This is a genomic window from Nocardia rhizosphaerae, from assembly GCF_042650365.1.
Taxonomy (GTDB): Bacteria; Actinomycetota; Actinomycetes; order Mycobacteriales; family Mycobacteriaceae; genus Nocardia; species Nocardia rhizosphaerae.
On the sequence record NZ_JBHSBA010000005.1, the window covers coordinates 521,361 to 544,472 of the forward strand.

The following is a 23,112-nucleotide window of genomic DNA, read 5'->3' on the forward strand; positions in this document are numbered from 1 at the left end:
AGGGAGATTCTCCAGCATGATCCAGAACTCGAGTTTCCGCGCGGGCCGACGTGCGCTCGCGGCGGTTCTTCCGCTGGCCGTCGCGGTCACGTTCGCCGGGACCGCCTCCGCGGATGTCACCCCGGACCAGCAGGCGCGCTACGTCGCCGGTCTGGCCTCGACGGGGCAAACCGAGAACATCGGCTACCGCACGACCGTCGCCCCCGACCTGCGGACCGTCACGGCGACGGTGGACGACGGCCGCTTCGTCCTCGGCGAAGACGGCACGCTCACCGTCGAATCCGCTACCGGCAGCCCGGTAGCTCAGGTGCCGACCAGCTTCGGCACCGTCGGCGGTAACACCATCACGGTGGCCACGGACATCTCCGCCGACGGGCGCACCGTCACCGCCACGCCGCAGGTGTCGCGGGCCGCTGCCACCGAACTGAAGACGATCGCCACCAACCCGGCCGCGCAGAACTCCGATCCGATCCACAATGCCGCCGCGATCGGCGCCGGCGTCGGCCTCATCGCCGCCGCCGTGGTGTGCGTGCCGATGATCACCACGATGATCCTGTATCTGCCGTGCGTCGGGCTGATCGGTCTGCCCAACGCACTCGTCGGCGCGCTGATCGGCGCGGCGGTCGGTGCCGTCGCGCCGGATGTCATCCCGCAGGTGCTGCCCTGACGCAGCCGGTGCCCATCCACCCGCGCTGAGCGGACACAACCGCCTCGAACGGTCGAGAAATGATCGTTCGAGGCGGTTGGTGTGTGGTCAGCCCGGTCAGCGCAGGATCGACATCGCGATGCCGTCGAGGATGTCGTGTTCGCTCACGACCAGCTCGGAAATGCCTGCGCGGCCGGCCAATTCGTCGGCGAGTACCTCGGTGATCACCGCGCCGCCGCCGATCACGTCGACCCGGCCGGGATGCATCGGGCCGAGGGCCGCGCGCTGATCGTGGTCCATCGCGATCAGGCGATCGCACACCTCGTGCACCTCGGCCAGACTCAGCCGGGTGAGATGCACCCGCTCCGAATCGTATTCGGGCAGGTCGAGGGCAACTGCGGTGATGGTGGTCATGGTGCCTGCCACGCCGACCCAGGTGTGGACCTTGTCGACCGGCACCTTGGCGAATGCCTCGTCGAGCTTGTTCGCGGCGAATTCGCGGGCGGTGGCGACCTGGTCGGCGGTCGGCGGGTTGCCGGGCAGGCAGCGTTCGGTGATCCGCACGCAACCGATGTCGGCGGAGTAGGCCGCCTGCACACCGCCGCTGTCGCCGACCACCAGCTCGGTGGAGCCGCCGCCGAGGTCGACAACGACGAAAGGTCCTGATTCGGCGGGCAGCTCGCCGACCGCGCCTGCGAACGACAGCCGCGCTTCCTCGTCGCCGGTGATCACCTCGGCCACCGCGCCGTTGACGACCCGGCCCAGTTCGGTGCGGGTCATGCCGAAGAAATCGTCCCGGTTGGCTGCGTCGCGGGTGGCCGAGGTCGCCACCATCCGGACTCGCGAAACACCCTGCGCGAGCATCACATCCACGTAGTCGGCCAGCGCAACCCTGGTGCGCTCGATCGCCTCGGGTACGAGCCTGCCGGTGGCGTCGACCCCCTGACCGAGCCGCACGATGCGCATCTCCCGATGCACATCGGACAGGCCACCATCGGCACCGACCTCGGCGACCAGCAGACGGATCGAGTTGGTTCCGCAGTCCACTGCGGCGATACGCTCACCCATGGTTCCTCCTGATCTCCGGCGCTGCGCACCGGTCGCTGCTCGCGATTATGCCCGGTGCGCTGCCACCCGGTCCCGGCCATTCGACACCGCATCCGGCCGGCCCGCATTGTGATCAGCGGCGAGCCCGGCGGATTTCTCGCCGGTGGTGCGAGAACCGCGCGGCTCACACAATGACCGGCTGTCGACTAGGCGGGCTCCTCGGACGTGCGGGACGCGGGCCAGTCGGCCGGGATGGCGGTGCCGCGCAGTCCGGCCTCGGCGGCCAGTGCCACGGCCTCGTCCCCGAACGGGTTGAGTCCATGGCCCTTCGCGAGCGAATGCGCGATCAGCACGTGCAGGCATTTCACCCGGTCCGGCATGCCGCCGCCGGTGAAATCGGTGCCGAGCGATTCGATCTCGTCGCGCTCGGCCAGGTAGCTCTCGTGCGCGGCGCGGTAAGCCGCGGCCAGCTCGGGATCGGCGGCGAGCCGTTCGGTCATCTCGCGCATCACCCCGGCCGACTCCTGCCTGCTGGCCTCGGCGGTGAGCCGCGGATCGGTCAGGTAGTAGAGGGTGGGGAACGGGGTGCCGTCGGGCAGCCGCGGCGCGGTCTTCACCACGGCGGGCACACCGTCGGGGGTGCGGTAGGCGACGGCGAGGACTCCGCGCGGCTCGCGGCCCAGCTGCTGGGCGATGATCTCGAGATCGCGCTCGTTCGGTGCGGTCACCTCGGTCCTTCCTGGTCCGGTTCGGAAATGCTGCGCCACAGGTCGGTGTACCAGGGGTCGGGCGCCGCTTGTCGGGTGCTCATCGGCGGCGGAGCCGGTGCCTCGATGCCGGGAACCTGCACGATGTAGGGGGTTTCGCCGGGCATCACCAGCCGCAACCGGTCGCGGGCCTCGGAGCGGATGTAGGCCGGATCCTGCTGCTTGGCGCGGCGATCGCGCAGGGCGGCCAGGTCGGCGTCGAGCTCGGCACGCTCCGCTGCCAGCGCCGCCGCCTCGGCGCGCTGACTGAAGTAGGTGCGGGTCGGCACCGCCAAGGTCAGCGCCAAACCACACAGCACGGCAGCGAGGATCACCGCCTTGCCGGTCGACAGACCGAGGATGGTGTGTTCGTTGCGGGTGAGCTTGCCGCTCGGCTTGCGCTTACCGCCCGCGGTGGACTCGGGGCGGCGGCGGGTGGTGCGTTTGGCCGCGGCGGGGCGGCCCGGCGAATCGAGATGGCTGGGGCGGGAGCGCGCGGCCCGCGACGTGCGGCGGTCGCCTCGTCCGGCCGGACTGGTCCCACGCGCACGTCGCTCGGTCATTCGCTCCCTACCCCGTCATCTCATCGCTGTGCTCAGAACTCGCCGGTGAAACGCGGGAAGGCCACGTCACCGGCATAGCGTGCCGAGTCACCGAGGGCGTCCTCGATGCGCAGCAGCTGGTTGTACTTGGCGACCCGCTCGGAACGGGCGGGGGCGCCGGTCTTGATCTGACCCGAGCCGACGGCGACCGCGAGGTCGGCGATGGTGGTGTCCTCGGTCTCGCCCGAACGGTGCGACATCATGGTCTTGTAGCCGTTGCGGTGCGCCAGCTCCACCGCGTCCAGGGTCTCGGTGAGGGTGCCGATCTGGTTGACCTTCACCAGCAGCGCGTTGGCCGCGCCCTTGGCGATTCCCTCTTCCAGGCGCTCCGGGTTGGTGACGAACAGGTCGTCGCCGACCAGCTGCACCTTGTCGCCGATGGCGTCGGTGAGCGCGACCCAGCCATCCCAGTCGTCCTCCGACAGCGGGTCCTCGATGGAGACCAGCGGGTAGCGGGTGAGCAGGTCGGCGTAGAACTCGCCCATCTCGGCGGCCGTGCGGACCTTGCCCTCGAACTTGTAGCCCGCACCCGGGGTGTAGAACTCGGTGGCGGCCACGTCGAGCGCGAGCGCGACGTCGGTGCCCAGCTTGTAGCCGGCCTTCTGGATGGCCAGGCTGATCAGGTCGAGCGCCTCCACGGTGCCCGCGACGTCGGGGGCGAAACCGCCCTCGTCACCGAGACCGGTGGACAGGCCCTTCTCCTTGAGCACGGCCTTGAGCGAGTGGTACACCTCGGTGCCCCAGCGCAGCGCCTCGCGGAAGGTGGGCGCGCCGATCGGGGCGACCATGAACTCCTGCACGTCGACGCCGGTGTCGGCATGCGCGCCACCGTTGAGGATGTTCATCATCGGCACCGGCAGCACGTGGGCATTCGGGCCGCCCAGGTAGCGGAACAGCTCCAGGCCCGAGGACTCGGCGGCACCGCGCGCGACCGCGAGCGAGACGCCGAGCAAGGCGTTGGCGCCGAGGCGGGACTTGTCGGGGGTGCCGTCCAGATCCAGCAGGACCTGGTCGACGGTGCGCTGCTCGACGGCGTCGAGGCCGATGATGGCGGGCGCGATCTCGTCGAGGACGCCCTCGACGGCCTTGGTGACACCCTTGCCGTTGTAGCGGTCGCCACCGTCGCGCAGCTCGACCGCCTCGTGCTCACCGGTGGACGCGCCGGAGGGGACGTCAGCCCTGGTCAGGGTGCCGTCATCGAGGGCGATCTCGACCTCGACAGTGGGGTTGCCACGCGAATCCAGAATCTCGCGAGCTCCGACCTGTTCGATGATGGCCACGAAACGACTCCTTACGACGGAAAGGCACGGTAGGTCTCACGGGATGGTCCGTGCGGAGCCGAGCCTATCGTCTCGGCATGTCGCGGGGTAACCGGCACTCCGGCCGCACCGCGACTACACCCGGCGTCCGATGCTGTAGATGGCGGCCCTGTCCCGCACGACCCGCATGTACTTGTTCGACTGGTTGTAGGCGAACAGGGCCCGCTGCCAGCCGTCGGCCGAGGTCAGGTCGCCGCCGCGGACGCACAGGTACTTGGCGGCGGTCAGCGCCGCGTCGTCGATGTTCTGCGGGTCGAGCACGCCGTCGCCGTTGGCGTCGACGGCCCAGCGCCGCCAGGTCTCCGGGATGAACTGCAGTGGCCCGACCGCGCGGTCGTAGACGGTGTCGCCGTCGAGGCTGCCGCCGTCGGTGTCGCGGATCTCGGCGTTGCCGTTGGTGCCGTCGAGGGCGACGCCGATGATCGCGGGGCGCACGGTGCCGTCGGAGTCGACGCCCGCACCGCGATGGGTGCCGTGCCCGCTCTCCACGCTGGCGATGCCGGCCAGGGTGGTCCAGGCGATCCCGCAGTCGGGCCGTGACCTGGCCAGTACCGCCGCCGCGTACCCGTACGCCTCGAGGGCCACCGGTTCGATCCCCACCGCGCCGGACTGCTCCTGCGCCCACGCCCGCAACTGCTCCGAGGCCCGGCCCGGCGCATCGATATCGATCGCGGGCAGGGCCGCGCCCGGCCCTGGCGGCATATCGCCGGGGATCGAGGCGAGCGAGCTGCACCCCGCGAGCAGGGTGGTCAGCGCGACCGCGGCGAGCACGCCGGCTTTCTTCACAGACACGTAACCAATCATCCAGATCCGGTGCCGGGTCGGCACCTCTCACAGGGAGTTCTCAGAGTGCGGGTCAGCCGAGCAGGTCGGCGGTGGCCCGGTGCGACGGCGCGCTCAGCACTGTTGCGGTGGTGCCGGATTCGACGATCCGGCCCTGGTCGAGGACGACGAGGACGGTGCAGTGCCGGGTGACCAACGCCATGTCGTGACTGATCAGCACGACCGCGGTGTCCCTGGTGGCGCGCAGGTGGTCGAGCAGGGTCATGATCGCGGTGGCGGTGGCGGAGTCGAGGGCGGTGGTTATCTCGTCGCAGATCAGGACGGCCGGGTCGGCGGCGAGTGCCCTGGCGAGGGCGACGCGCTGGCGTTGGCCGCCGGAGAGTTCGCCGGGTCGGCGGGTGGCGAAGTCCGCGGGGAGTTCCACGGCGTGCAGCAAGGATTCGACCCGCGCCGGAATGTCCTGGTCTGGCACCCTCGCGATCCGCCGCAGTGGCCTGGCGAGAGTCTGGCCGACGGTGCGTTGTGGATTCAGCGCCGCCAGCGGATTCTGCGTCACCAGCGCGATCCCGTTGGCCCCCGCCGTGATTCGCCGCTTCCGTCCGATCGGGATGCGGGTGCCCCTGACCTCGATGGTCCCCGAAGCCGACCGGTGCAAGCCCGCGATCACCCTGGCGAGGGTGGTTTTGCCCGCTCCCGACGGACCGACGACGGCCAGCGCGGCGCCGGGGCGCACGGTGAAATGGATGCCGGTGAGGATGGGGTGTCCGTCCACGGTGGCGGAGATCCCGTCGGCGCGCAGGGCTGTGGCGTCCCCGTCGCGGCCACGGCGCTGCCCCGCATCGCTGCCGAGCGACACCGCGACGTCGACAGGTCCGCCGTGCTGTCCGACCGCGCCGGACGGATCTGGGCGGCCGTTCGGCATCGTCGGGTCGGCCTGGTCCGCCGAGTTCCCCGCGGGCCCACCCGTGTCGGCGCCGGGCCCGACCGCGGACCCGGTCGACGTCTGCCCCACACCCGAGCCCGGCCGATCCGACCCGGTCGACATCCGACCCACGCCCGAGCCCGGCCCATCCGCCCATCCGCCGGGTGGGCGGACTTCGATGACGGTGTCGGCGATGGCGTGGATGGTGGTGGTGTCATGGCCGGAGAGGAGGACGGCGGTCGAGCTGTCGGTGGCGAGGTCGGAGATGAGGCGGGCGATCTCGGTGCGGAGGGCGCCGTGCAGGCCTGCGAGAGGTTCGTCGAGCACGACGACCTCGGGGTGGCGCAGGAAGGCGCGGGCCAGGGCTACCCGGCGCTGCTGTCCACCGGAGAGACGGCCGCAGCGCCGGCGCAGGTGGGTGAGGTCGAGGCCGACGCGTTCGACGGCGGCGCGGCGGTCGGCGTCGGAGGCGGTCGGCGCGGCCTCGGCCAGCACGGTCCTGACCCGCAGCAGCGGGTTCAGCTCGGAACCGGGGTCCTGGCCGACATAGGCGATGCGGGTGCGCCGGAACATCCGCAGCGCACCGGGATCAAGCGCGAACACCTCGTGCCCCGCTACCCGGACGGAGCCTGCGCGCCGTGCCCCGGCCGGAATATGCCCGAGCAGCGCCCGCATCGCCGTCGACTTCCCCGCGCCCGATGCTCCGGTCAGCGCGGTCACGGTCCCCGGCCGCAACCGGAACGACAACGGCGCCAGCAACACCGCACCGGTCTCGGCGACCACGCTCAGCCCTTCGACCACCACCACATCCGCGCCGGATTCCGGTCGGCCGTCCGCCTCGAGCTGATCGGCGTCGGCCGCGGTCGCTCGCGCATCGTCCGCGCAGGCCCGCTGGCCAGCGGCGATGACGGTGGGGTTTCGGGCGATGCCGCCGGTGACGACCAGGTTGACGCCCACCGCGACCACCGCGATCGCGGCGCTCGGCGCGAGCACGGCCACGGGGTTCAGCAGCAGGCCGGAGGCGTTGTCGCGGACCATGTTCGCCCAGTTGTCGTCGTCGAGGGCGGGGACACCGAGGAAGGCGACGGTGCTGACGAGATAGACCGCGACGACGAAACGCAGGCCGAGCTGGGTGGTGAAGACGGCGCGCAGGTTGGGCAGGATCTCCCGGAAGACCAGGTGCGGCAGCGATTCCCCGCTCGCGATCGCCGCCTCCACATACCCGTTCGCCGCGATCCCCGCCGCGGCGGCGGCGAAGATCCTGGCGCAATACGGCACCCCGAACAGCAGCGAAACGACGATTAACGCGCCAACTCCGCCCTGCGGCCACGCGGTCAGCACGAGCAGGATGCCGAGCACAGCGGGTAGCAGAATCAGCAGATCCCCGCCGAGCGCGATCACCGCCGCCGCCCGCGGCCGGACCGCCGCCACCGCGCCGAGCACGGCCGAAAGCACGGTCACTGTCGCCGCGATCACCGCCGACACCATCAGCAGCTCGAAACCGCCGGTGAGCAGATGGCTCAGCACATCCCGGCCGAGGCGATCCGTCCCGAGCAGCGCCGCACCACCCGGCTCGGCGAACGGCATTCCGACAGCCCGCTCCGCGGGGTACGGCGCCAGCAACGGCCCGGCCACCGCGAGCAGCAGCACCAGCGCCACCGCCGCCCCGACCGACCATCGCCACCAGCCGGCCACGCGAACACCACGGCGCCGCACCGCAACCCCGTGGACCCTCGCACGTTCGATGTCCATCACTTCACCACCCCGTGCCACCGGAGCTCGATCCGCGCATCCCGACCGCATTTCTGGACGACCTCCCGCGCGCGGTGCCGAACGCTGATTCCCGGCCGCGGCCGAGCCGTCGTCCACCGGCGCCGCGCTGCGCGCACACAATCGCACCGATTTGCTGAAATTCGGGGCAGCAGAGCGTTTTGTGGGCGGCAAGCGTGTGCTCTAGCAACCGACGCATCGCGGTGGGAGCGCGGTAGTCGCGCCGCCGCGACCATGATCCTCATCGCGCACCCACCGACGCCCAGCTCCGCACCACATCGGCCACCGCGAGCAGCGCCATGGTGACGATGGCGGTCAGCGCCACCACGGCGGCAACGGTCGTGGTGTCGCGGTCGGCGACCGAGCCCGCGAGGACCGCGCCGATTCCGGGATAGTTGAACAGGGTTTCCACCACGAGGGTGCCGCCGAACAGCATGCCGACCGAGGTCGCGTACCCGGCGACGATAGTGGGCGCGGCGAACGGCAGCAGATGCCGCCACAGCACCGCACTGGATGGAATACCTTCCAGCACAGCGCTTTCCACGTGCGGCGCGGCGGCGGCATCACGCAGGGCCGAGCGCACCACCCTGGAGTTCCAGCCGATCTGCGGGATCGCCAGCGCGAGCACCGGCAGGATCAGCATCTCCGGTCCGGCGGGGAAGCCCGAGCGGTCGGTGATGGTGACCGCGGGCAGCAGTCCGGTCGCCAGCGAGAAGACCAGGATCAGCACGGTGCCGCACACGAATTCGGGCACCGCGACCGAGATCGTGGTCGCCGGCTGCAGCAGGCGCGCGCCGAACGCGGTGGGGCGCAGCGCCCACCAGCAGCCGAGAGCCAACGATGTCACCACGGTCAGCAGCAGGGCGATGCCGCCGAGCAGCATGGTCTGCGGAAACCTGTCGGCCAGCAGCGCGCCGACCGAACCTCCGCGAGCGGTCTGCCCGAAATCACCGGTCGCCACGCCGGAGATCCAGTGCCAGAACTGCACCGGCAGCGGCCGGTCGAGGCCGAGCTCGTGCTCCTTCGCCACGAGTTCGGCTCGGCTCGCGTCCCGGCCGAGCGCCGAGCGGGCCGCGCTGCCCGGAAGCAGATCCACCGCGACGAAGACGACGGCGAGCAGCGCGACCAGCAGCGCGATCCGCCGGAACACGAGCAGGGCGAAGGATTGCACGGCGATCACACCAGCCAGGCGCGTTCCAGTTGCACGCGGGCGAAGCCGCCGAGCGTCGGCAGGCCGCGCACCGGCGCGGTGGCGATGTCGACGCCGTCGGCCATACCCCACACGAGGTAGCCGCCGCGCTCGAACTCGATGCGCTGGATCTCACCGACGGCCGCTGCGTACTCGTCCCCGGTGACCGCCAGCGCCTTGGCGGTGGCAGCGTCGAATTCGGCGTCGTGGAACGCGGTTTCGTTGCGGTTGGACGACGGCGACATCAGTTTCTCCGCGAAGAACAGGATCGAGTCGTTGGTGCCCCATGACACCGTGTACAGCGGCGCGTTGAGCCAGGTCTCGTCGTAGAAGGCGGCCGACTCGACGACCTGCACGTCGAGACGCACCCCGATCTCGGCCAGCTGGGCGGCGATCACCTCGGCCGATTCCACCTCACCGGCCACCTCGGCCTTGGTGACGAACGGGTAGCTGCGGCCGGTGTCGAAATTCGCTTCGCGCAGCAGTGTTTTCGCCCGTTCGATATCGCGGTCGCGGCGCAGCGCGGAATCGTAGAGCGGATCGGCAGTGCCGAGCACATCGGCGGCGACGGTGCCGTAACCGGAGTGCACCTGGTCGACCAGCGCGGTCCGGTCGACCCCGAGCCGCAGGGCGGTGCGCACCCTCGGGTCGGCGAACGGGCCGTCGGCCACGCGCATGGCCACGCCGAGCATGGTGTCGTTCGGGCGCCGGATCACCTGCAGGTCGCCACGCCCCTCCGCGCTGCGTCCGGCGATCGCGCCGGCGTTGGAGGCGAGGTCGATCTGACCGCCGAGCACCGCGTTGCCGAGCGCGGTGACGCTGTCGAACATGGTCACCTCGATCGCGTCGAGCAGCGGCGGGGTGCCGTGCCACCGGTCGTTGCGCACCAGCCGGGCATTGCCGCCCCGGTAGGACTCGAGCTTGAACGGTCCGGTACCGATCGCGGCGGTGAAATCGGTGGTGCCCTGCGGCACGGTGAAGGTCATGAGCCGCAACAGCAGCGGAAGCTGGGTGTTGGGCTCGGGCAGGGTGAACACCACCCGGTCCGGGCCGTCGGCGGCGATACCGTCCTCGGCCACCGGCATCTTCGAGGCCCCGCCCACCTGACGCAACCGTTTCATCGACCACACCACGTCCTCGGCGGTGACCGGGGTGCCGTCGTGGAAGGTCACGCCCTCGGCGATGGTGAAGGTCCAGCGGCGGTTCTCGGCGTCGGCCTCCCACCGCGAGGCCAGCCGTGGAGCGACGGTCGGGTCGGCGCCGGGGACGGTGAGCGCGTCGTAGACGAGGGAGGCGATCAGGAAGTCGCTGTCGTTGCTGAGATTGGCGTGCGGGTCACGTTCGCTGCGGGCGGCGGTGCCGAGCGCGCCGACGCGCAGTGTGCCACCCTGTTTCGCGGGTCCGTCGGATTCGTCCTCGCTGGTGCACGAGGCCACCAGCAGTAGTGCGGTGACGCCGAGTCCGGACTGCAGGAGCTGCCTGCGGGTGAAAGCCATCGTGTTGTCTCCCTCGAACCGCGCGCGAAAGCGCCTCGCTTGTCCAGCGCTGCAAACCAGGCGAGGCTAGCCTAAAAGCGTGACGGAGCGGGGTCGTTCCTGTCCAGCACCCAGGCTTGTCGGCCCCGGATGACACGCGTCGAGCCGGCTCGGGTAGAAATCTCCTGTTATATGGATCGGCTATTTTCCAGCCGACACGTTAGGTAAGTCTTGCCTAAACATCAGCGGCGCACTACCTTCGCACATCGAGTCCGACATTCACCCGCGATCGACCGATGCGAAGAAGGGAAGGCCGGTGAAAAGCGTTCTCCCGGAACGTATGACGATTCACCTGCACGACATCGAACATCGCGAGCTCCCGCACGGCGCGGCCATGGCCGTCCGAACGCTCGCCACCGACATCCGGCACCGATTGGGTGACCGACCACATACCGCGACACTGCACGATCCGGCCCTGCTGGAACTGATCGAGCGACGTGCAGGCGAACTCCCCGTCGCGGTCCGCCATGCCGTGCGCCCACCCGCCACACCCGCCGGCGCGACCGTGGTGCGCGGATTGCCCGTCGACCAAGCGGAATTCGGCCCGACACCCCGGGACTGGCAGGACGCGGCCACCTCGGCCGCCGACCCGGAACACCTGGGCTCGCTCGAACTCGACATCGCGATGTTGCTGCTCGCGCGCTGCGCCGGTGCGCCCTTCGGCTGGGCGGGCCAGCAGAACGGCAGGCTGATCAACAACATCGTGCCCGCCGCGGGCCACGAGGACGAGCAGTCCGGCGCGAGCAGTTCCACCCTGCTCACCCCGCACACCGAGGACGCCTTCCACGCCGCGCGCGCGAATATGCTGATGCTGGCCTGTGTGCGCAATCCCGACCGGGTCGCCACCACGGTGTCCTCGGTACGCGAGGTGCGCCTGTCCATGGCGGACCTGCGGGCGCTCACGGTGCCGACCGTGCCGATCCTGCCCGATGTGTCCTACGGCACCTCCTTCGACCAGCCCGCACCGCCGCTGCCGACCATCTGGTTCGACGAAACCGACAGCGCCACACTGCGTTACGATCCCGCCTACACCCCGCTCGACGACGCCGACCCGGCGTATCGCGCGGCCTATGCCCGGCTCACCGCCGAATTCGCCAGGGTGTGCCACAGCCCCGCGTTGGCACCCGGTGAACTGCTGCTGGTCGACAACGACGTGGCCGTGCACGGGCGGGTGCCGTTCCGTGCCCGCTACGACGGCACCGACCGCTGGCTCAAGCGGGTGAACATCAGGTTGCCCGAACGTCGCCGACGCGCCGAGGAATCGTCCGAGAATGGGTACGGGCAACGGGTGATCGCGCCGTTCCGGGCGAGCACCGATCGGACAGCAGAGCGGGGCAGGACAGATGAACGCAGCGCAGACGAGCGAGGATCCGTTGAACAACCGTGACCGGAGCACCCCGCTGCGGGTGCTTTCCCGCAGTGACCTGGCGGACGTGCCGATCACCCCGGCCGAGGTGGTGCGGGCCGTCGAGGAGGCCTATCTCGCCTTCGCGGCGGGCGAATCCGACAACCCACGCAAACTGAGTGTCGCCGATCCCGGCGGCTCCTCGGTGTCGTACGCGATGCTCGGTCGCGACGGCAGGCGCCGGGTGGTGGCCATGAAGACCTCCTACAAATTCGACCCGGGCCACGACCGCAGCACCAAGCGGTACTACACCACCATCACCCTCTACGACGACACCACCGGCGCGCCCATCGCGATGATGGACTGCGCCAGGGTCGGCGCGCTACGAACCCCGGCCGTTACGGCGCTGCTGGTGCGCGAGACCGCCCGGCGTGGCGCCGAGAGCGCGCTGCTCATCGGCACCGGGACACAGGGCCGCAACGCGCTGCCGCACCTGCTCGCGGCGAATCCGCAGCTGCGCAAGCTGATGGTGTACGGCACCCACCCCGACGGGCTCGACGCGGTGCACCGGCACCTGGCCGACGCCGTGCCGCACGCCCTGCTCGAGGTGGTCGACGATCCGTACGCGGCGGCGCCGAGTGCCGATGTGGTGCTGGCGACCGCAGGCCCCGGCACCGAGGTGGCGCTCGAATCCAGCCATCTCGCACCGGGTTCGGTGGCGGTGCTGGTCGGCTACGGGCTGGCCCCGTCGACCCTTGTCGATGCCGACCGGGTGGTCGCGACCAGCGCCGCGCAGATGGCGCTCACCGGCACCGACATGGCGGGCCCCGACGGCACCCTGCGCGCGGTCGACGCCGAACTACCGCAGGTGCTCACCCGCACCGCCGTCGCCCGTCGCACCGAGGACGAGAAGATCTTCGTCTACAACAGCGGTCTCGTGCTCACCGATATCGCGGTCGCGCACGCGCTGGCGGCGAGGGCGATCACCGAGGGGCGAGGTGTCGAGGTGCCGCTGTGGGACTGACTGTCGCAGCCGCGGCGTGTGGTGGTCGCGGGGCCGCGGCATGACCGCACCGGGGAGCGGTGGTTCGCCGGGTTCGGTGGCGAGTATGGGAGGCCCGGCCGATAGCGCACCGCCCGCCGGGCATGGCGAGTCGCCGGGAGCGAGCGCGATCGGTCCCGTGCACTGCGCGCCGCCGATGCCCGCCGACGTCGACCCGCTGGAACGACGGCTGCTCGCGCACCCGCACCTGCTCGGCGATATCGCCGCGGCGGTCGGCGGGCCGTTCCATGTGCTGTTCCCCGAGCGAGTCGCGAGGAATGTCACCGCTTTTCACGAGGCGTTCCGCGCGGCGGGCGTCGACGGTTTCGTGTACTTCGGGAAGAAGGCGAACAAGGCGGCGTGCGTGGCCCGGGCCTGCGCGGAGAGCGGTGCCGGGATCGACGTCGCCAGTGTCGGCGAGCTGGTCGCGGCGCTGGCGCAGGGCGTGCGCGGCGAGGACCTGATGGTCACCGGACCGGCGAAGTCCGACGAGCTGCTGTGGCTCGCGGTCCGGCACGGCAGCACGATCGCGATCGACGCGCTCGACGAACTGGCTCGGCTCACCCGGATCTGCGCCGGTCACGACCAGATCTCGCGATCCACGCCGCCGACGCGGACCGGTGGGCCGACCCCGGCAGGTCGGCCCGCCCGCATTCTTTTGCGAATCCAGCCGGACGGATCGACCAGCCGCTTCGGACTCGACCGGGCCGAACTCGCGCAAGCACTGCGATCGGCGCCGGCGGGTGGGCCGGTCCTGCTGTCCGGCTTCAGCTTTCACCTCTCCGGCTACGACGCGACAGCGCGCGCCGACCTCGCGGCGACGCTGGTCGAGCATTGTGTTCGGGCCCGCGCCGACGGCCATCTCGCTGACACGATCTCGATCGGCGGCGGATTCGGCGTCGACTACCTCGACGCCGGGTCGTGGACGAGATTCCGGGACACCTCGAGTGAGAAGTGGTTCCACGGCCGCGCTCCCGGCCAGGACTACTACCCCTACCACTTCCCGGTGCCCGGCGCCGCCATGCTCACCGCGGTGCTCGCACACAACCGGCTGGCGGAAGCCCTGCGCACCAACGGGATACGGCTCTCGATCGAACCCGGCCGGGCACTTCTGGACCGTGCGGGTAGTTCGATCTTCCGGGTGCAGGGCGGGAAAACCCGGACCGCGCACGGCGAACCGTACGACATCCTCACCGTCGACGGCACCAGCCTGAGCCTGTCCGAACAGTGGTTCGACAGCGAATACCTGCCCGACCCCGTGCTGTGGCCGGCCAGACCCGGCACCATCACTGCCAGCTGTGTCGGTGCCACCACCTGCCTGGAGTCCGACCTGCTGAGCAGGCGGCGCATTCCGCTGCCTCGGCGCGCCCAGGTCGGCGATCTGCTCGTCTACCCGAACACCGCCGGGTATCAGATGGACTCCAACGAGTCCACGTTCCACGAACTCCCGCTGCCACCGAAGGTCGTCGTGCGCGAGGTCGACGGACGGCCGGGCTGGAGCCTGGACGCCACCGCCCGCTGATCGGCGAGTTTTCCCAATCCGATGGAGGAATCCCCATGGCTCTCGTCACGCGCGTGACGGATCTGATCGGCCGCACCCCACTGTTCGAACTGGCCGTCACCGATGCCGGAACCCGGCTGCTGCTCAAGCTCGAACAGTTCAATCCGACCGGCGCCGCCAAGATCAGAATGGCCCGTTCGATGGTGCTCGACGCGGAGCGACGGGGTTTGCTGCGCGATGGCGGGCATATCATCGAGTCGACGTCCGGAAACACCGGACTCGGCTTGGCGGTGGTCGCGGCCGAACGTGGCTATCGATTCACCGCCGTGGTCGACAACCACGCATGTAAGGACAAACTGCGCGCGATGAAGGCCATGGGCACCGATCTGGTGTTCGTCGCCGACGACGGTGACGACGAGCTGGCCACCTCGGCACGGGAGGACCTCGCCGAGGCGATGGCGGCCGCCCGCGACGACGCCTACTTCACCGAACAGCACAACAACGACGCCAACGCGGTCGGCTACTACGCGGTGGCCGAGGAATTGCTGGCCGAGGTCGAGCGCGTCGACATCCTGCTGTCGGCGGTGGGCACCGGTGGGTCGCTGTTCGGCACCGCCACCCGGTTGCGCGAGCTCGGCACACCCGCCAGGGTGATCGGCGTGGAACCGGTCGGCTCGATCGCCTTCGGCGGCGAGGGCGGCCCGTACTGGCAGTCGGGCACCGGCACCCCGCCCGGCGCCACCATCGGCACCGCCGTCGACTACGCCCAGCTCGACGAGGGAGTGAAGGTGAGCGATGTCGACGCCTTCGCCACCGCGCGCGCCGTCGCCAGGACACACGGGCTGCTGATCGGCGGCTCCGCGGGCGGTTCGGTGCACAATGCCTTGACGCGGCTGGCGGAATTCCCGGCCGGGTCGACCGTGGTGACCATCGTGTGCGACGGCGGCGAGAAGTATCTCGACACCGTCTTCGACGACGACTGGATGGCCGCGCGCGACCTGCTCGACCCCGCCGCCGAATGCGAGATCACCACGCTGCTGCGCCACTATTCGCCGCTGCGGCACCACGACGAACTGATGGAGGTCAGGTGAGCGCGAACGCGCGCCACATGTGCGGCCGCCCGAGCGCGGCCGCTGATTCGCTGATCGGCCCAACGAGGCGGCATCGTCGGGGAGCGGACGGGTGATCGGCACGCGTGCCGACAGCAGCGCACTGGCCCGGCTGGCGACGCCGATCGCGCTGACCCAGCTGGCGCAGATCGCGGTCTCGACGACCAACCTGGTACTGATGGGCACCCTCGGCGTCGCGCACGTGGCGGCCGGTGGCCTCGCACTGGTGCTGTTCAACCAGATCCGCACCATGTGCGTCGGGTTGATCACCGGCACAGGCAACCAGATCGCGGGCGCGGTGAGCGCGGCGGGCAAACGCGGCGATTCGGCCGACGACGAGGTGCGCGCGGTGGTGCGCGCGGCGTTCGTCATCGCGACCATCGCGGGCCTGCTCGGCGGCGCGATCCTGGTCGGGCTCGGCTGGGTGCTGCCCTGGCTCGGGCAGGACGAGGGCGTCCTCGCGCTGGCGAGGCCGATGATGATCGCGCTGGCGCCCGGCCTGCTGCCGTGTCTGTGGTTCCAGGTGCTGCGCCAGTACACCGTCGGGATGCAGCGGCCGCAGGCGCTGCTGCTGGTGACGCTGGGTTCGGTGGGGCTGAATCTGGTGCTGGCGCTGGCCTTCATCCACGGCTGGGCCGGTCTGCCCGCCGCAGGCCTGACCGGTGTCGGCATCGCGACCTCGCTGGTCTTCCTGATCACCTTCGGCGTGTTCTGGACGATGGTGCGCCGCGACGAGAAGCTGAGCCGCACGCTGCCGACGACGCCATGGCCGGTGCGCTGGTCGACCGTGCGCGAGGAGCTGCGCCTCGGCACCCCGATCGCGCTGACCTACGGGTCGGAGGCGGGCATGTTCTCGGTGCTCGCGCTGGTGATCGGCAGCTTCGGGCCCGCGGCGCTGGCCGCGCACAATGTGGTCTACCAGGTGATCTACATCGTGTTCCAGGTGGCGATCGGCATCTCGCACGGCGCATCGATCCTGGTGAGCCACGCCGTGGCCCGCGACGAATTCAGCCATGCGCGCACGCTGGCCTTCGTGGCGCTGCGGCAGGCGGGCATCGTCGCCGCCGTCACCGGCGTGGTCTACGTCGTCGCGCCGAATGTGGTCCTCGCGCCGTTCCTCGACACCGGCGACGCCGACACCATCGCCATCGCGCACACCCTGCTGCTCATCGGCGTCGTGCTGCAATTCTTCGACGCCGCCCAGAACATCGGCACCGGCCTGCTCCGCGGCCTGAAGGAAACCTCGGCAGGCTTGCGTCTGTCCCTGATCGGCTACTGGGCGGTCGGCCTCCCCAGCGCCCTCCTGTTCGCCTTCCCCCTCGGCCTCGGCGCCGCGGGCGTCTGGTGGGGCCTCACCACCGGTCTGGCCACCACCGCGGCCCTCATGCTGCGCAAATACCTCCGCCTCCTCGACACCGCCGCCCGAACCCACACCAGCCGCATCCCAGCCGCCCAGGCGCACTGACCGATCGCAGATCAAGATCAACAGGCCCTGGCGCGGAATTCCACTCGCACGACGTTTACGCCATCGCCTGGTGATCGCTTGTCCAGTCGCGGGGCGGGTCGGAGTCGACGTTGGGCGGGACACCGCGTCCTGAGTCATTCCGAGCAGGCCAGCGGCTCAACAAAACACCGCAGCTCCACACCCAGCCCAGCCCCGCACGACCCGACCCCGAGGAGGGTCACGCCGCGCAGCGGCGGTCGCGGCCGTCCCCGTCGATCAGGCGCCGTTTCGCAAGCGACGAAGGAGCAAGAAACGGTGCCTGATCGACGGGGACCAAGGGGCCGCGACACGAGCGCGCCAGCGCTCCAAAAACACAGCTCTAGATGTTCACCCCGTAATCCCTGGCGATGCCGGCCAGGCCGGAGGCGTAGCCCTGGCCGATGGCGCGGAACTTCCACTCGTTGTTGTGGCGGTACAGCTCGCCGAAGACCATGGCGGTTTCGGTGGAGGCGTCTTCGGAGAGGTCGTAGCGGGCCAGTTCGACGCCGGTGTTGGCGTCGGTGACGCGGATGTAGGCGTTGCGGATCTGGCCGAAGGACTGGCCGCGGGCCTGGGCGTCGTGGATGGAGACCGGGAAGAAGATGTTGGTGATGCTCGGCGGGGTGGCCGCCAGGTCGACGTTGATCACCTCGTCGTCGCCGTCGCCTTCACCGGTGAGGTTGTCGCCGGTGTGCTCGATGGTGCCTTCCGGCGAACGCAGGTTGTTGTAGAAGACGAAGTGCTGGTCGGAGAGCACCTTCAGGTTGGCGCCGGTCGCCAGCGCGCTGGCGTCGAGGTCGTGATCGGCACCGGTGGTGGTGCGCACGTCCCAGCCGAGGCCAACGGCCACCTTGGTGAGATTGTCGGTCTGCTTCGACAGCGAGACATTGCCGCCCTTGGCGAGTGTGACGCTCATGGAACCCTTCTATCAGATCGTTGGAGTTGCTACCGGCCGTTCTCGGCCCATGCACGCAGGGTCTCGACCCGGCCCTCCAGCGCGCGCAGTTCGCTGTCGTCGAGCACGGTGCGCTGGATACCGCGATCCACCGCGAAGGCGGACTGGCGGTGATCGTCGATGACGTCGACGTCGAGTTGCACCGCGGTGTAGTCCGCCGCGTCGGGCATCGACTCGGCGATCACCGTCGCCCGCCCACGCGCGCACAGCGCGACATTGCCGCCGCCGAGGATCAGCAGGGCCACCTCGGGCCTGGCCCGCAGCCGGGCCAGCGAACCGCGATCGGACTTCAGGCTGATCATGATGCGCCGGTCTCCTGCCCGCACCGGCCACGACACCGGGATGGCGTGCGGTGCCGGATCGGTGGTCACGAGCACCGCAATGGTCTCCTGCGGCCACACCGGCAACACGTCGAGCTCGGGGTGATCGGTCATCTGGTCCTGCCCTACCGGGTCGACTTCCGTTGCCATCTACCTCACCTCGACGATCGTCGGACATCACGCCCCGCCACCGAACAGGGGCCGAGCACGAGTCTAAATCGGTGTGGCACTTGCCCGCTGGCACGTGCGGCGATTGTCCGGCAGATCTCAGCAACGTCTCAGCCCGCCACACCATCATCAGCGTCATTAGCTGACCGGTAACCAGTATTCGCGCCAGTCCCGTTCGGTCAGCGGGAGACGCTCGCCGCGCGCCGATTCCGCGGCGTCTTCGGTGGCCCTGATCGCGGCCGCGAAGTCGATGGTCGCCTTGCGCAGGCGCTCCTCGGCCGAGTCGGGGCCACCCAACTCGACCACCCGCAGCGCGGCGGGGATCAGATCAGCGGGCAGCCCGGCCCTGGCACTGCGCGCGCGAACCTTCTCGGCCAGCGCCAGCGCGGGCTGCGCCATGGCGATACCGTCCAGGCAGGACCGCCGCGACTTCTCCGCGGACTTGCGCTCCTCCCATGCCTTCTCCTGGGCGGCGATCTTCTCGTCCACCGAAAGGCCGGCGGGTAGGTCGGCGGCCAGCAGGTGGGGACTGCGGTGCACCAGTTTGTCCACCAGCGTGGCCGCCACCTCCTCGACGGTGAATTCGCCTGCGGCTTCGGCGATCCTGGAGTGGAACAGCACCTGCAGCAGCAGGTCGCCGAGCTCCTCCCTGATGGTCGCGTAGTCGCCGTCCTGGATGGCGTCGAGCAGCTCGTAGGTTTCCTCGAGCAGGTACGGGCGCAGCGAGTCGTGGGTCTGCGTGGTCTCCCAGCCGCCGAAGTTCCACAGCCGGTCCATCACCTCGACCGCACCGGCGAGCCCGGCGGCGACCACGGCGGTGTCGGTCTCGCGCGCGTCGCCCATCAGGCCGGTGTCACTTCCGTGACGACCGAAAGATCCACCAGTCCTTGCGGTTTACCGTCGAGCGCGAGCAGCAGGTCGGCGACGAACTGCAGCACGGCCACATCGCGTACCCGGTCGGCGCCGACACTGTCGGTGACCCGCGGCAACGGCAGCTGCACCAGCCCGCTGGCCGCCCGATAGGTGGCGCTCGGGTAGAGCCGCTTGAGCCGCAACTGCTTGGAATCGGGCAGCGACAGCGGGGCGAGCTTGAGTGTGGTTCCGGTGACCACGATCTCGGACACGTCGTAGGACCGGGCGAGCAGGCGCAGCTTGGCCACCGACACCAGCCTGCCCACCTCCACCGGCAGCGGGCCGTACCGGTCGACCAGTTCCTCCACCACCGCGGCCAGCTCCGAATCATCGTGTGCGGCGGCCAGTTTGCGATATGCCTCCAGCCGCAGCCGGTCGCTGGCGATGTAGTCGGGCGGGATGTGCGCGTCCACCGGCAGATCGATGCGCACCTCCTTGGTCTCCTCGGTGACGATCGGCTTACCGTCGGCGGCGGCGCGATAGGCCTCCACGGCCTCGCCGACCAGCCGCACATACAGATCGAACCCGACACCGGCGACATGCCCGGACTGTTCGGCGCCGAGCACATTGCCCGCACCGCGGATCTCGAGGTCCTTCATCGCCACCGCCATACCGGCGCCGAGGTCGGAGTTCTGCGCGATGGTGGCCAGCCGGTCGTAGGCGGTCTCGGTGAGCGGCTTCTCCGGCGGGTACAGGAAGTAGGCGTACCCGCGCTCCCGCGAGCGGCCGACGCGGCCACGCAGCTGGTGCAGCTGCGAGAGGCCGAGCGAATCCGCGCGCTCCACGATCAGGGTGTTGGCGTTGGAGATGTCGAGACCGGTCTCGATGATGGTGGTGCACACCAGCACGTCGAACTCGCGCTGCCAGAAGCCCTGCACGGTGCGCTCCAGCTGGTCTTCGTTCATCTGTCCGTGCGCGACGACCACCCTGGCCTCCGGCACCAGATCGCGAATCCGCTTGGCCGCCTTGTCGATCGAGGACACCCGGTTGTGCACGTAGAACACCTGGCCGTCGCGCATCAGCTCGCGGCGGATGGCGGCGGTGACCTGTTTGTCGTTGTAGGCGCCGACATAGGTGAGCACCGGGTGCCGTTCCTCGGGCGGGGTGAGGATGGTCGACATCTCGCGGATGCCCGCCAGGCTCATCTCCAGGGTGCGCGGGATCGGGGTGGCCGACATGGTGAGCACGTCGACGTGCGTGCGCAACGCCTTGATGTGCTCCTTGTGCTCGACACCGAAGCGCTGCTCCTCGTCGACGATGACCAGGCCGAGGTCCTTCCAGCGCACCCCCGTCTGCAGCAGGCGGTGGGTGCCGACCACGATGTCGACCTCGCCGTCGGCCATGCCTGCCATGATCTCCTTGGCCTCGGCCGCGTCGGTGAACCTCGACAGCCCCTTCACTGTCACCGGGAAACCCGCGACCCGCTCGGTGAAGGTCTGCAGATGCTGCTGGGCCAGCAGAGTGGTCGGGACGAGCACCACCACCTGCTTGCCGTCCTGCACCGCCTTGAACGCCGCGCGCACCGCGATCTCGGTCTTGCCGTAACCGACGTCGCCGCAGACCACCCGGTCCATCGGGACGGCCTTCTCCATATCGGCCTTGACCTCGGTGATCGCGGTCATCTGGTCGACGGTCTCGGTGAACGCGAACGCGTCCTCCATCTCCTGCTGCCACGGAGTGTCCGGGGCGAAGGCGTGGCCCGGCGCGGCCTGGCGGGCGGCGTAGAGCTGCACCAGTTCGCCCGCGATCTCGCGAACGGCCTTGCGCGCCTTGCGTTTGGTATTCGCCCAGTCGGAGCCGCCGAGCTTGGACAGGCTCGGCAGTTCGCCGCCGACATAGCGGGAGAGCTGATCCAGCGATTCCATCGGCACGAACAGCCGGTCGCCCGGCTGGCCGCGCTTGCTCGGTGCGTACTCGATGACCAGGTACTCGCGGCGGGCACCGCCGACGGTGCGCTCGATCATCTCCACGAAACGGCCGATGCCGTGCTGGTCGTGCACCACCATGTCGCCGGCGGACAGCGCGAGCGGGTCGACCTGGTTGCGGCGCTTGGCCGGCAGCCGCTTGCCCTCGGTGGGCGCGGTGACCCGGTTGCCGGTGAGGTCGGACTCGGCGACGACCACCAGGCCCGCGTCGTCGAAGACCAGGCCGTCGTGCAGCGAACCGCACAGCACGCCGACCACGCCCGCCGCGGGCACCGCGTCGGCGTCGAGCGCCGCGGCGGGGACCTCGGCCTCGGCCAGTCGTTCCAGGATGCGTTGCGCCGTACCGTGTCCGGTGACGACGACGACCGCGCGCCCACCCGTGGCCACGTGCGCGCGCAGCGAGGCGAACATGGTGGCGACCAGTTCCTCGGACCCGCGTGCGGTCGGGCCTGCCAGCACGGGCAGGTTCACCTCGGTCGGGTCACCGGAGCTGAGCGGGCTCAGCGTCCACCACGGCAGTCCGAGCTCGTCAGCGCTGGAGTGCAATTCGGGCAGACTGCGGTAGCCGGAGGCGGCCAGGTCGAGGCCGTGCGCGCCGAGCGGGGCGTCACTGCCGAAGGAGGCCGCGGTCCAGGACGCCTCGAGGAATTCCTCGCCGGTGCGCACCAGGTCGGCGGCGCGGGTGCGGATCTTCTCCGGATCGCACAGCAGCAGGTGGGTGCCCGCGGGCATGGCCTCGGTGAGCAGGCTCAACTTGCCGGGCGCGAGCACGGGAAGCAGGGCCTCCATGCCGTCGACCGGGATACCCTCGGTGATCTTGTCCAGCATCTCGACCAGCGCGGCATCGGCGGCGTTGTCGGCGGCGACGGCGGCCGCGCGTTCGCGGACCGGCTCGGTGAGCAGCAGCTCGCGGCACGGCGGCGCGACGACGGTCTCGACCGTCTGCTCACCGAGCGAGCGCTGATCGGCCACCGAGAACGGGCGCAGCTCGGTGACCTCGTCGCCCCAGAACTCCACCCGCACCGGATGATCGGCGGTGGGCGGGAACAGGTCGAGGATGCCACCGCGCACCGCGAACTCGCCGCGCTTGCCGACCATGTCGACTCGGGTGTACGCGAATTCCACCAGGCGGGTGAGCAATTCGTCGAAGTCGGCCTCGGCACCAGCGCGCAGCACGATCGGCTCGATATCGCCGAGGCCCGCGGTCATCGGCTGCATCAGCGAGCGCACCGTGGTGACCACCACGCGCAGCGGCTCCGGGTAGATCGGGTCCGCCGGATGGGCCAGCCTGCGCAGCACCTCCAGCCTGCGGCCGACGGTGTCGGGGCCGGGCGACAGCCGCTCGTGCGGCAGCGTCTCCCAGGACGGGAACTGCGCCACCGACGGGCCGAGCATCTCGGCCAGCTCGACGGTCAGGTCGTCGGCCTCGCGACCGGTGGCCGTGACGACGACCAGCGGCTGCTGCGCCGCGATGGTCTGGGCCACGAACGGCCGGACCGCCGACGGAGCCACCAGCTCCACCCCGGACTTGCCGACCAGGTCGGCGACCGTGCGCAGCGCGGCGTCACCCCCAGCCGCCTCGGCCAGACCGGCGAGCGGGGGACGCAGGGAGGACATGAACGCTCCTGATACGCAGAGGGGATGTTCCGCGTCGGAGTCTAATCACCGGCTCCGACACGTTTCCGCATGCCTCCCGGGGCACCCGCCCCCGGCGATCCGGGTCGTCCGCGCGTACCGTCGAGGGGGAACGGGCCTGCGCCCGGAGAAGGCGGCCGGCGGGCACGCCGGAGAGG

The 23,112-nt window shown here is 70.2% G+C and carries 18 protein-coding genes; 6 read left to right on the plus strand and 12 right to left on the minus strand.

Annotated features, from left to right (window positions below; all coding sequences use genetic code 11):
* Positions 1-16 precede the first annotated feature (16 nt).
* Entirely contained in the window at positions 17-667 is a 651-nt protein-coding gene (locus tag ACFOW8_RS12215; protein ID WP_378550178.1) for a hypothetical protein, read from the plus strand.
* A gap of 96 nt (positions 668-763) precedes the next feature.
* On the opposite strand, the gene ACFOW8_RS12220 is transcribed toward ACFOW8_RS12215, so the two are convergent.
* The 8 genes from ACFOW8_RS12220 to ACFOW8_RS12255 all read right to left on the minus strand — a co-directional run bounded on the left by ACFOW8_RS12220 (position 764) and on the right by ACFOW8_RS12255 (position 10,520).
* Positions 764-1,714, minus strand: a complete 951-nt coding sequence (locus ACFOW8_RS12220; RefSeq protein WP_378550181.1) for a Ppx/GppA phosphatase family protein — start codon at positions 1,712-1,714, stop codon at positions 764-766.
* A gap of 185 nt (positions 1,715-1,899) precedes the next feature.
* Positions 1,900-2,421: a DUF501 domain-containing protein gene (locus ACFOW8_RS12225; RefSeq protein WP_378550184.1), complete on the minus strand. Its 522-nt coding sequence runs from the start codon at positions 2,419-2,421 to the stop codon at positions 1,900-1,902.
* Positions 2,418-3,002, minus strand: a complete 585-nt coding sequence (locus ACFOW8_RS12230) for an FtsB family cell division protein (RefSeq protein WP_378550187.1) — start codon at positions 3,000-3,002, stop codon at positions 2,418-2,420. Before ACFOW8_RS12230 ends, ACFOW8_RS12225 begins: the two co-directional genes overlap by 4 nt.
* Before the next feature lie 32 nt (positions 3,003-3,034).
* A complete protein-coding gene (eno, locus tag ACFOW8_RS12235; protein ID WP_378550190.1) occupies positions 3,035-4,321 on the minus strand; it encodes a phosphopyruvate hydratase in 1,287 nt (428 codons plus the stop codon).
* A 114-nt stretch (positions 4,322-4,435) separates the two neighbouring features.
* Positions 4,436-5,164 (minus strand): lytic transglycosylase domain-containing protein, encoded by a 729-nt coding sequence (locus tag ACFOW8_RS12240; protein WP_378550194.1) that lies wholly within the window; start codon positions 5,162-5,164, stop codon positions 4,436-4,438.
* Positions 5,165-5,216: 52 nt separating this feature from the next.
* Positions 5,217-7,817, minus strand: coding sequence for an ATP-binding cassette domain-containing protein (locus ACFOW8_RS12245; protein WP_378550197.1), 2,601 nt, complete (start codon positions 7,815-7,817; stop codon positions 5,217-5,219).
* Between the two features lie 259 nt (positions 7,818-8,076).
* Complete coding sequence (locus tag ACFOW8_RS12250) at positions 8,077-9,006, minus strand: ABC transporter permease (RefSeq protein WP_378550200.1); 930 nt, start codon at positions 9,004-9,006, stop codon at positions 8,077-8,079.
* Positions 9,007-9,011: 5 nt separating this feature from the next.
* Positions 9,012-10,520 (minus strand): ABC transporter substrate-binding protein, encoded by a 1,509-nt coding sequence (locus ACFOW8_RS12255; RefSeq protein WP_378550203.1) that lies wholly within the window; start codon positions 10,518-10,520, stop codon positions 9,012-9,014.
* 319 nt (positions 10,521-10,839) lie between these two features.
* Between ACFOW8_RS12255 and ACFOW8_RS12260 the strand changes: the two genes are divergently transcribed.
* From ACFOW8_RS12260 to ACFOW8_RS12280, 5 genes are all read left to right on the plus strand, one after another.
* Entirely contained in the window at positions 10,840-11,946 is a 1,107-nt protein-coding gene (locus ACFOW8_RS12260) for a TauD/TfdA family dioxygenase (protein WP_378550206.1), read from the plus strand.
* Positions 11,947-11,965: 19 nt separating this feature from the next.
* Complete coding sequence (locus tag ACFOW8_RS12265) at positions 11,966-12,928, plus strand: ornithine cyclodeaminase family protein (protein WP_378550742.1); 963 nt, start codon at positions 11,966-11,968, stop codon at positions 12,926-12,928.
* 85 nt (positions 12,929-13,013) lie between these two features.
* Positions 13,014-14,468 carry a Y4yA family PLP-dependent enzyme gene (locus tag ACFOW8_RS12270; RefSeq protein WP_378550209.1) on the plus strand — a complete coding sequence of 485 codons (1,455 nt, stop codon included), beginning with the start codon at positions 13,014-13,016 and terminating at the stop codon, positions 14,466-14,468.
* Between the two features lie 35 nt (positions 14,469-14,503).
* Complete coding sequence (locus tag ACFOW8_RS12275; RefSeq protein WP_378550212.1) at positions 14,504-15,538, plus strand: PLP-dependent cysteine synthase family protein; 1,035 nt, start codon at positions 14,504-14,506, stop codon at positions 15,536-15,538.
* A gap of 94 nt (positions 15,539-15,632) precedes the next feature.
* A complete protein-coding gene (locus ACFOW8_RS12280; RefSeq protein ID WP_378550744.1) occupies positions 15,633-17,021 on the plus strand; it encodes an MATE family efflux transporter in 1,389 nt (462 codons plus the stop codon).
* Positions 17,022-17,379: 358 nt separating this feature from the next.
* Here the strand turns inward: ACFOW8_RS12280 and ACFOW8_RS12285 are convergent, their stop codons facing one another.
* The 4 genes from ACFOW8_RS12285 to mfd form a co-directional block, all read right to left on the minus strand.
* On the minus strand, positions 17,380-17,955 hold the full coding sequence (locus ACFOW8_RS12285; protein WP_378550215.1) for a TerD family protein: 576 nt from the start codon (positions 17,953-17,955) through the stop codon (positions 17,380-17,382).
* Between the two features lie 29 nt (positions 17,956-17,984).
* Positions 17,985-18,464 (minus strand): hypothetical protein, encoded by a 480-nt coding sequence (locus ACFOW8_RS12290; protein ID WP_378550218.1) that lies wholly within the window; start codon positions 18,462-18,464, stop codon positions 17,985-17,987.
* Positions 18,465-18,620: 156 nt separating this feature from the next.
* Positions 18,621-19,325, minus strand: a complete 705-nt coding sequence (locus ACFOW8_RS12295; protein WP_378550221.1) for a MazG family protein — start codon at positions 19,323-19,325, stop codon at positions 18,621-18,623.
* On the minus strand, positions 19,325-22,936 hold the full coding sequence (mfd, locus tag ACFOW8_RS12300; RefSeq protein ID WP_378550224.1) for a transcription-repair coupling factor: 3,612 nt from the start codon (positions 22,934-22,936) through the stop codon (positions 19,325-19,327). Before mfd ends, ACFOW8_RS12295 begins: the two co-directional genes overlap by 1 nt.
* Between the last annotated feature and the right edge of the window lie 176 nt (positions 22,937-23,112).

Bases quoted from the DNA above. Each gene is read 5' to 3' on its own strand.
- ACFOW8_RS12215 (WP_378550178.1), top strand. From the start codon at position 17: ATGATCCAGAACTCGAGTTTCCGCGCGGGCCGACGTGCGCTCGCGGCG.
- ACFOW8_RS12220 (WP_378550181.1), bottom strand. From the start codon at position 1,714: ATGGGTGAGCGTATCGCCGCAGTGGACTGCGGAACCAACTCGATCCGT.
- ACFOW8_RS12230 (WP_378550187.1), bottom strand. From the start codon at position 3,002: ATGACCGAGCGACGTGCGCGTGGGACCAGTCCGGCCGGACGAGGCGAC.
- ACFOW8_RS12240 (WP_378550194.1), bottom strand. From the start codon at position 5,164: ATGATTGGTTACGTGTCTGTGAAGAAAGCCGGCGTGCTCGCCGCGGTC.
- ACFOW8_RS12245 (WP_378550197.1), bottom strand. From the start codon at position 7,817: ATGGACATCGAACGTGCGAGGGTCCACGGGGTTGCGGTGCGGCGCCGT.
- ACFOW8_RS12255 (WP_378550203.1), bottom strand. From the start codon at position 10,520: ATGGCTTTCACCCGCAGGCAGCTCCTGCAGTCCGGACTCGGCGTCACC.
- ACFOW8_RS12260 (WP_378550206.1), top strand. From the start codon at position 10,840: ATGACGATTCACCTGCACGACATCGAACATCGCGAGCTCCCGCACGGC.
- ACFOW8_RS12270 (WP_378550209.1), top strand. From the start codon at position 13,014: ATGGGAGGCCCGGCCGATAGCGCACCGCCCGCCGGGCATGGCGAGTCG.
- ACFOW8_RS12275 (WP_378550212.1), top strand. From the start codon at position 14,504: ATGGCTCTCGTCACGCGCGTGACGGATCTGATCGGCCGCACCCCACTG.
- ACFOW8_RS12285 (WP_378550215.1), bottom strand. From the start codon at position 17,955: ATGAGCGTCACACTCGCCAAGGGCGGCAATGTCTCGCTGTCGAAGCAG.
- ACFOW8_RS12290 (WP_378550218.1), bottom strand. From the start codon at position 18,464: ATGGCAACGGAAGTCGACCCGGTAGGGCAGGACCAGATGACCGATCAC.
- ACFOW8_RS12295 (WP_378550221.1), bottom strand. From the start codon at position 19,325: ATGGGCGACGCGCGCGAGACCGACACCGCCGTGGTCGCCGCCGGGCTC.
- mfd (WP_378550224.1), bottom strand. From the start codon at position 22,936: ATGTCCTCCCTGCGTCCCCCGCTCGCCGGTCTGGCCGAGGCGGCTGGG.